This is a genomic window from Cyanobacterium sp. IPPAS B-1200, from assembly GCF_001747005.2.
In the GTDB taxonomy this organism is placed as follows: Bacteria; Cyanobacteriota; Cyanobacteriia; order Cyanobacteriales; family Cyanobacteriaceae; genus Cyanobacterium.
In genome coordinates this window covers 22,841-30,568 of the sequence record NZ_CP182903.1, presented here as the reverse complement: position 1 = coordinate 30,568, position 7,728 = coordinate 22,841, and the positions used below count along the sequence as shown (strand labels likewise).

Here is a 7,728-nt window from a genome sequence, read left to right as displayed (position 1 = left end):
TCCCTCCATTTCAGGAGGGAGATGGGTTAAAAGATTCTAAAAAATAAAATTATCAGGGTTATTCATTAGAATGGCAGAAACATTTTGAAGACGAATAAAGTTCAATGCCCTAGCAGAGCCAATACCATCAGGATCGATTTGCACGATAGTATCGCTACCTAGAGAGCGGAACTTGACATAACTATCATCAATGGGATTACTGCCAGAGTAATTGATACCTGATAACAACTCACTGAGGTCAATTTTATCGATGCCCACCTCAAAATCAGTAATGGTATCACCAATATCAACCAAACTGTTATAGCGGAAAATATCAGCACCGCCTCCACCAGTCAAACGATCTGCCCCTTGTCCACCAGTAATGATGTCATTGAGATTCCCGCCAGTGATAATATTGCGACCACCACCACCGTCAATGATATTTTCTCGGTCACTCATTCCTGTAAGAACATCATTACCAGCACCACCGTTAATGATATTGGCGCTGGGTGCTTCATTGACATTTAAAGCCCACAGTTCAAAGCCGTTAATCCCGTCATTAGCACGGAAGTAGAGGGTATCCCCCACCGCCGTTAAAAGCCTAGGGTTGGAGTCAACACTACCAGAGTTAATATCCTTAACTAAAACAGTACCAGCCTCAGTACCGTCACTCTTCCACAGTTCATCGCCGTTAATGCTGTTATCAGCACGGAAGTAGAGGGTATCCCCCACCGCCGTTAAAAACCCGGGGTAGGAGCCACCACTACCAGAACGAATATCCTTAACTAAAACAGTGCCATCTTCCGTGCCATCACTCTTCCACAGTTCATAGCCGTTAATCCCGTCACTAGCACGGAAGTAGAGGGTATCCCCCACCGCTGTTAAATACCTAGGGTTGGAGTCAACACTACCAGAGTTAATATCCTTAACTAAAACAGTACCAGCTTCCGTGCCATCACTCTTCCACAGTTCTCTGCCGTTAATCCCATCATTAGCACGGAAGTAGAGGGTATCCCCCACCGCCGTTAAAAGCCCGGTGTAGGAGCTACTACTACCAGAGTTAATGTCCTTAACTAAAACAGTACCAGCCTCAGTGCCATCACTCTTCCACAGTTCTACTCCGTTAACCCCGTCATTGGCAACGAAGAAGAGGGTATCCCCAACCACTGTTAAATCACTGGGGGTGGAGCTACTACTACCAGAACGAATATCCTTAACTAAAACAGTACCAGTCTCAGTGCCATCACTCTTCCACAGTTCTGTGCCGTTAATCCCATCAAAGGCACGGAAGAAGAGGGTATCCCCAACCACTGTTAAATCACTGGGGGTGGAGCTACTACTACCAGAACGAATATCCTTAACTAAAACAGTGCCATCTTCCGTGCCATCACTCTTCCACAGTTCATAGCCGTTAATCCCGTCATTAGCATTGAAGTAGAGGGTATTCCCCACCGCTGTTAAATACCTAGGGAAGGAGTCAACACTACCAGAGTTAATATTTTTAACTAAAACAGTGCCATCTTCAGTACCATCACTCTTCCACAGTTCTTGGCCGTTAATGCCGTCATCAGCCCGGAAATAGAGGGTATCCCCCACCGTTGTTAAAAACGCGGGGTTGGAGTTACCACTACCAGAGTTAATATTTTTAACTAAAACAGTACCAGTCTCAGTCCCATCACTCTTCCACAGTTCTCCTCCATTAATGCCGTCATCAGCCCGGAAATAGAGGGTATCCCCCACCGTTGTTAAAAACGCGGGGAAGGAGCTACTACTACCAGAGTAAATATCTTTAACTAAAAATGGCATTGACATAAAAAAAATCTCCTCAAAAAAAGTAAAGTAAAAAAAATCAAAAAATCAAAAATTCAAAGGGGGAGCCATTGATACGGTAAGACAATTATCAAATTGGCCTTTCTTGCGCTTGTAGCACAACAAACTATGGCGAGGGGAGATCGCACTTATGAGTGATTAATCGCCCCTATGAGTAACTATTTATTTTTTCTTTTTGCTAAAAGAACAGAACTAAATAAACCCAAACCGATTAGTAGATTAGGTTCGGGAGTTGTGGTGCTTTGTGGGGTTTCTAAGTTAAAAGAAAGAAATCCTCCACCCTGAGAGCCTGATAAATCATAAGTGAAAAATGCGTCATTAACATCGAGGGGGAAAAAATCGCTACCAAAGGAAAAAATACCGTCACCGTCACTATAGGTCAAGCCAATAAAGTTGTCGTCGGGATCAAAGTCTGCTGTGCCTAATGTTGGATCATCATATATTGTGCTTTCAAAGTTAAAGTTAAAGCTATTTAGAGAGCGAGTATCTAATCCCGTGAAAAAATCTTCCGTAGTACTTTCACTATCATCAAAACTAAAACTCCCTTCATAGGTATTACCATTTAAATTGCCAGAGTCGATATTAACGGTGAAAGTATAATTTAGAATTGCACTATGAGCCAAAGAGGGGGTAAAGGAGATCGTACCCAAAGAAGCTAAAGAAATCAAAGCAACACGAGATAAATTCATAATTTTAGGGTTTGTAATGGTTAAAGGTTTACAACGTAGCTTATTCCCTCCATTTCAGGAGGGAGATGGGTTAAAAGATTCTAAAAAATAAAATTATCAGGGTTATTCATTAGAATGGCAGAAACATTTTGAAGACGAATAAAGTTCAATGCCCTAGCAGAGCCAATACCATCAGGATCGATTTGCACGATAGTATCGCTACCAAGAGAGCGGAACTTGACATAACTATCATCAATGGGATTACTGCCAGAGTAATTGATACCTGATAACAACTCACTGAGGTCAATTTTATCGATGCCCACTTCAAAATCAGTAATGGTATCACCAATATCAACCAAACTGTTATAGCGGAAAATATCAGCGCCGCCTCCACCAGTCAAACGATCTGCCCCTTGTCCACCAGTAATGATGTCATTGAGATTCCCGCCAGTGATAATATTGCGACCACCACCACCGTCAATGATATTTTCTCGATCACTCATTCCTGTAAGAACATCATTACCAGCACCACCGTTAATGATATTGGCGCTGGGTGCTTCATTGACATTTAAAGCCCACAGTTCAAAGCCGTTAATTCCTTCATTGGCACTGAAGTAGAGGGTATCCCCAACCGCTGTTAAAAGCCCGGGGCTGGAGCCACCACTACCAGAACGAATATCCTTAACTAAAACAGTACCAGTCTCAGTGCCATCACTCTTCCACAGTTCTGTGCCGTTAATCCCATCAAAGGCACGGAAGAAGAGGGTATCCCCAACCACTGTTAAATCACTGGGGGTGGAGCTACTACTACCAGAACGAATATCCTTAACTAAAACAGTGCCATCTTCCGTGCCATCACTCTTCCACAGTTCATAGCCGTTAATCCCGTCACTAGCACGGAAGTAGAGGGTATCCCCAACCGCTGTTAAAAGCCCGGGGCTGGAGCCACCACTACCAGAACGAATATCCTTAACTAAAACAGTACCAGCTTCCGTGCCATCACTCTTCCACAGTTCTCTGCCGTTAATCCCATCATTAGCACTGAAGTAGAGGGTATCCCCCACCGCTGTTAAAAGCCCGGTGTAGGAGCTACTACTACCAGAGTTAATGTCCTTAACTAAAACAGTACCAGCCTCAGTGCCATCACTCTTCCACAGTTCTACTCCGTTAACCCCGTCATTGGCAACGAAGAAGAGGGTATCCCCAACCACTGTTAAATCACTGGGGGTGGAGCTACTACTACCAGAACGAATATCCTTAACTAAAACAGTACCAGCCTCAGTGCCGTCACTCTTCCACAGTTCTACTCCGTTAACCCCGTCATTGGCACGGAAGAAGAGGGTATTTCCCACCGCCGTTAAAGACCTGGGGAAGGAGTTACCAGTACCAGGATTAATATCCTTAACTAAAACAGTGCCAGCTTCCGTGCCGTCACTCTTCCACAGTTCATAGCTGTTAATCCCATCATTAGCATTGAAGTAGAGGGTATTCCCCACCGCTGTTAAATACCTAGGGAAGGAGTCAACACTACCAGAGTTAATATTTTTAACTAAAACAGTGCCATCTTCAGTACCATCACTCTTCCACAGTTCATAGCCGTTAATGCCGTCATCAGCCCGGAAATAGAGGGTATCCCCCACCGCCGTTAAAAGCCCGGTGTAGGAGCTACTACTACCAGAGTTAATGTCCTTAACTAAAACAGTACCAGCCTCAGTACCGTCACTCTTCCACAGTTCATCGCCGTTAATGCTGTTATCAGCATTGAAGTAGAGGGTATCACCTACCGCTGTTAAATAACTGGGGAAGGAGCTACTACTACCAGAGTAAATATCTTTAACTAAAAATGGCATTGACATAAAAAAAATCTCCTCAAAAAAAGTAAAAATAAAAAAAATCAATAATTCAAAGGGGGAGCCATCCAGACCGCAGGAAAATCATCCAACTCCGTATCAGGTCCAATCAGTGCAGGATTGCCATAACCTGGTAGCACAGACACAGCAAAGACTTCCTCCACGCCACTGTTGAACCAAAAGGTTCCTACCAGTTGACCAGTGCCTAAATTGACAATGGCTAACCCACATTTCAAACTTGCTCGGCGTTCGTCTAGGGGTAACCCACCAAACACTGCTGTTTCTCGGATTTGGGACAACCCGACAAAAGCGTGACCTTCCCAACAGTCAAAGCCACGGGTAAACCCCGGCAACTTAGCTATAACCTTAGAAAGTCCGTGGACAGAATCCCATTGATTAAGAGTTCCTTGTCCCGAATCCAGAAAGTAAAGTTGCCCTTGATAGAGTCGGGGAGAATGGGGCATGGCTAACCCCCGTAAAATTACCTCCCCCCTTTTCACATCAACTAGACAACCACCCGTTGCTTTGTGCTCCCGCCAGCCGTTTTCCGCATTCGTTTCCCCTAATGCGGTTACATAAGCAGGAGTGCCGTCTTCGCCCAATGCCAATCCATTGAGATGACACCGATCTCCCGCAGCTATTTCCGAAATAAAAGAAGGTTTCCACTGGGGTACAAAACTCCAATTACTCTCCACTGTCACCAAACAATTAAATAGAGTATTTACCACCCACAGGCGCCCTTTAGCAAAAGCCAAATCATGGCTCATAATCGGTCCAGTCAGATGATAAGAGCGAGCCAAAAAAGCAATGTCTCGCTCGCCTTTAATTTGGGGGGCAATATCTTTACTGGCAAGCAGATTCCAAATCCCATGGCGCGTTCCCACCATGACTCCTGTCGCTGTGCGAGTTAACCCCATCGCTTGGTCAAAATGGGCAAAGCTCACTCGCAATTCCTGTTTATGCACTCCAATACTAGCCACTCGCCCAGCTTGGTAGGTGGAAATAAGCACGGATATATCAAGTCTTGCTAACAACTCTGGCAGATTAACACTATATTCGTAATTAACTGGCACAGTTTGGCGCTGGGTATTAGAAACAGTTGTGGGAACTGTTTTAGGAACATATTTATTCATGTTGTACTTATTGTCAGCCCCGTGGGAGTGACTAAAGCTACTTTTAATATCATTTTTTGTTCGTTAATAATATACTATATTTCAAGTTTTACTACACACCATATTAAACGCTTTTACTAATAAGGGTAAATATTTTTAACTATTTTTTAACAAGGGGCTTGAGTAGCAACCGTACAGAAAACCACGCTAAGGCTAAAGTTCTCTCTCTGTCTAAGTTTCAAGAACCTACTTTTTAGACATGATCACTGTATTAATTAAACTAAGGTCTATTTGGTACAGAAATCTACTACGAGATTTCAAGCGTTTGAGGGTGATAATTTTTAGAGGGTTTAATTGGTACAGTTCTTATCGGGGTTTCTTGTACAAATGCTACTCAAACCCCAACAAATGGTAAAAAGCATCTTAAAATGATGCTTTCCTTATCTATGAAGTTTTTTTATAAATTTTAAAATACTGTTCTAATAAGACCAACTCTATATTTCAGGCAATGATGGGGTTGGGGTTAAATTAAGATAGGTAGAGGGTTTCATGTGCCATTAAGATGGCAAAATTATTCAATATCGATATAACTACTACTACCCTCAGTTTCTCTTAAACAAAGATATTTCTGGGTAGTAGTAATAGAAGAATGACCCAGAGACTGCATCAATAAAGATAAATCACAGCCCTTTCTTAAACTCTCCGTGGCATGGGAATGCCTTAACCAATGGGCAGAAACATCCTCATTTACTCCTACCTTTACCGCTATCTTTTTAATGATGTAAAACACCGTATTAGTCCTCAAGGGAGTATGGTGCAAGGGAACGTGAAACACCCAGGGATTATCCGCTTCCCTTATCTTTAATAACTCCTGATACATATAAGTAGGAACTAACAACTCTCGTTTCTTATTACCCTTACCAATAATTCTAACCTTCACCTCACCCCCAGAGAGAAAGTAAAAATCATCCCACCGCATCTTAACCAACTCCGATACCCGTAAACCCAAAGAAAATAGAAACTTAATTATCAGCCCATCCCGATGGCACCTTGCCCCCTCAATGAGCTTTTTAACATCCTCCAAAGCTATTAACTTAGTGCTAATTTGGTCATGTACCACGGGAGCCTTCACCACCACACAAGGACTCATGGCAATATATCCCACCTTTACAGCATAGGTAAATAAAGACTTAATACTATTGAGTTTTTGAGAGATAGTAGCAGGTTTATAACCCTTCATCTCCAACATCGTACGATAATCTTGTATATCCTCCACCTTAGCTTCTTTGAGGGTTAAATTAGAAAAAGATAACCACTGCTCATAACTTTTCAAATAACGATGTCGAGTTAAAGTAGAGGCCTTAGAATAAAGCCAACTCAATACTAAGTCCTTATCCGTATTAGCTCTTGTGATCGATATAGGTTTACTAGGATCCATAATTGTTAGTAATGAATGGGTGAAGGATGAGAAAAATTGTAAGTTATTAGCAATGAATAGGTGAAAGATGAGGAAATCGTGAGTTATTAGCAATGAATGGGTGAAAGATGAGGAAAATGTTAAGTTGTACTCAATATGAATATAGCTATAATAAATCAGATCTTAGTAACTTTCCATCCATTTTGATTACCAATCTTACCAACACAAGTAAAAAGAAAAGCTCCTCTTTTCCATTCTTTGCCTTTAGGTTTTGTACCTAATAAAGTCTCTATTTCTTTGCTAGTAAGGATATATCGTTTCTCGGCGGCCACATCCAATTTCTCCCAATGATTGATGGGATTAGATAATGTAAGTTTTTCGGCTACTTTATCAATTAATGGGTTTAGTAATGGCTCTAACTGGTCAAATAAATTTAATTGAGTATGTTGAGAGTTAGTGTCTAGGCTATGATTGACACTGTCTAATGAATTATGTACAGTGGCGACTACAGTGGGAGTAAAGGTTTTGATACTGCCACCCAAGGTTAAATGCTCCTGTAGTTGATCTAGTTTGTTAACTATATCTTCTGTGACGTAAGTTTTATTACCTTCTTTAAGCGTCTCCGCTTCAATGGCTTTGAGCCGACCATAAACCGATTGTCGGGTTTTTAAATCGTATCTTTCTTGTAAATCTTTGACGGAGTATTTTTTCATTTGTATATTTGAGACTAGACACTAGACGTTTTCTTTGGAAGTCTTATTTAATATAGGCTATAGGGCTTTATGTTAGCACTTTATTATTTAAGTGTCCAGTTTGTAATTAACAGTGTCTATTTAAGATTTAACAATGATAGGTGTGAATTTTTGACTTAA

6 protein-coding genes are annotated in these 7,728 nt (G+C 41.7%); all 6 read right to left on the bottom strand.

Going from position 1 to position 7,728, the window contains the following annotated elements; all coding sequences use genetic code 11:
- Window positions 1-36 precede the first annotated feature (36 nt).
- The 6 genes from A5482_RS14985 to A5482_RS14960 all read right to left on the bottom strand — a co-directional run bounded on the left by A5482_RS14985 (window position 37) and on the right by A5482_RS14960 (window position 7,569).
- Entirely contained in the window at window positions 37-1,791 is a 1,755-nt protein-coding gene (locus tag A5482_RS14985; protein WP_446684855.1) for an ELWxxDGT repeat protein, read from the bottom strand.
- Between the two features lie 176 nt (window positions 1,792-1,967).
- Entirely contained in the window at window positions 1,968-2,498 is a 531-nt protein-coding gene (locus A5482_RS14980; RefSeq protein WP_069791931.1) for a hypothetical protein, read from the bottom strand.
- A gap of 80 nt (window positions 2,499-2,578) precedes the next feature.
- Window positions 2,579-4,333 carry an ELWxxDGT repeat protein gene (locus tag A5482_RS14975; protein ID WP_446684854.1) on the bottom strand — a complete coding sequence of 585 codons (1,755 nt, stop codon included), beginning with the start codon at window positions 4,331-4,333 and terminating at the stop codon, window positions 2,579-2,581.
- Window positions 4,334-4,371: 38 nt separating this feature from the next.
- The gene (locus A5482_RS14970; protein WP_069791042.1) at window positions 4,372-5,460 is read right to left on the bottom strand and encodes a TIGR03032 family protein; all 1,089 of its coding nucleotides are present in this window, start codon (window positions 5,458-5,460) and stop codon (window positions 4,372-4,374) included.
- Window positions 5,461-6,010: 550 nt separating this feature from the next.
- The gene (locus A5482_RS14965) at window positions 6,011-6,877 is read right to left on the bottom strand and encodes a tyrosine-type recombinase/integrase (protein ID WP_069791043.1); all 867 of its coding nucleotides are present in this window, start codon (window positions 6,875-6,877) and stop codon (window positions 6,011-6,013) included.
- Between the two features lie 155 nt (window positions 6,878-7,032).
- A complete protein-coding gene (locus A5482_RS14960; RefSeq protein WP_083260438.1) occupies window positions 7,033-7,569 on the bottom strand; it encodes a hypothetical protein in 537 nt (178 codons plus the stop codon).
- Window positions 7,570-7,728 lie beyond the last annotated feature (159 nt).

What these genes read in the sequence shown, in the direction of transcription:
- A5482_RS14985 (WP_446684855.1), bottom strand. Translation starts at nt 1,791, where the DNA reads ATGTCAATGCCATTTTTAGTTAAAGATATTTACTCTGGTAGTAGTAGC.
- A5482_RS14980 (WP_069791931.1), bottom strand. Translation starts at nt 2,498, where the DNA reads ATGAATTTATCTCGTGTTGCTTTGATTTCTTTAGCTTCTTTGGGTACG.
- A5482_RS14975 (WP_446684854.1), bottom strand. Translation starts at nt 4,333, where the DNA reads ATGTCAATGCCATTTTTAGTTAAAGATATTTACTCTGGTAGTAGTAGC.
- A5482_RS14970 (WP_069791042.1), bottom strand. Translation starts at nt 5,460, where the DNA reads ATGAATAAATATGTTCCTAAAACAGTTCCCACAACTGTTTCTAATACC.
- A5482_RS14965 (WP_069791043.1), bottom strand. Translation starts at nt 6,877, where the DNA reads ATGGATCCTAGTAAACCTATATCGATCACAAGAGCTAATACGGATAAG.
- A5482_RS14960 (WP_083260438.1), bottom strand. Translation starts at nt 7,569, where the DNA reads ATGAAAAAATACTCCGTCAAAGATTTACAAGAAAGATACGATTTAAAA.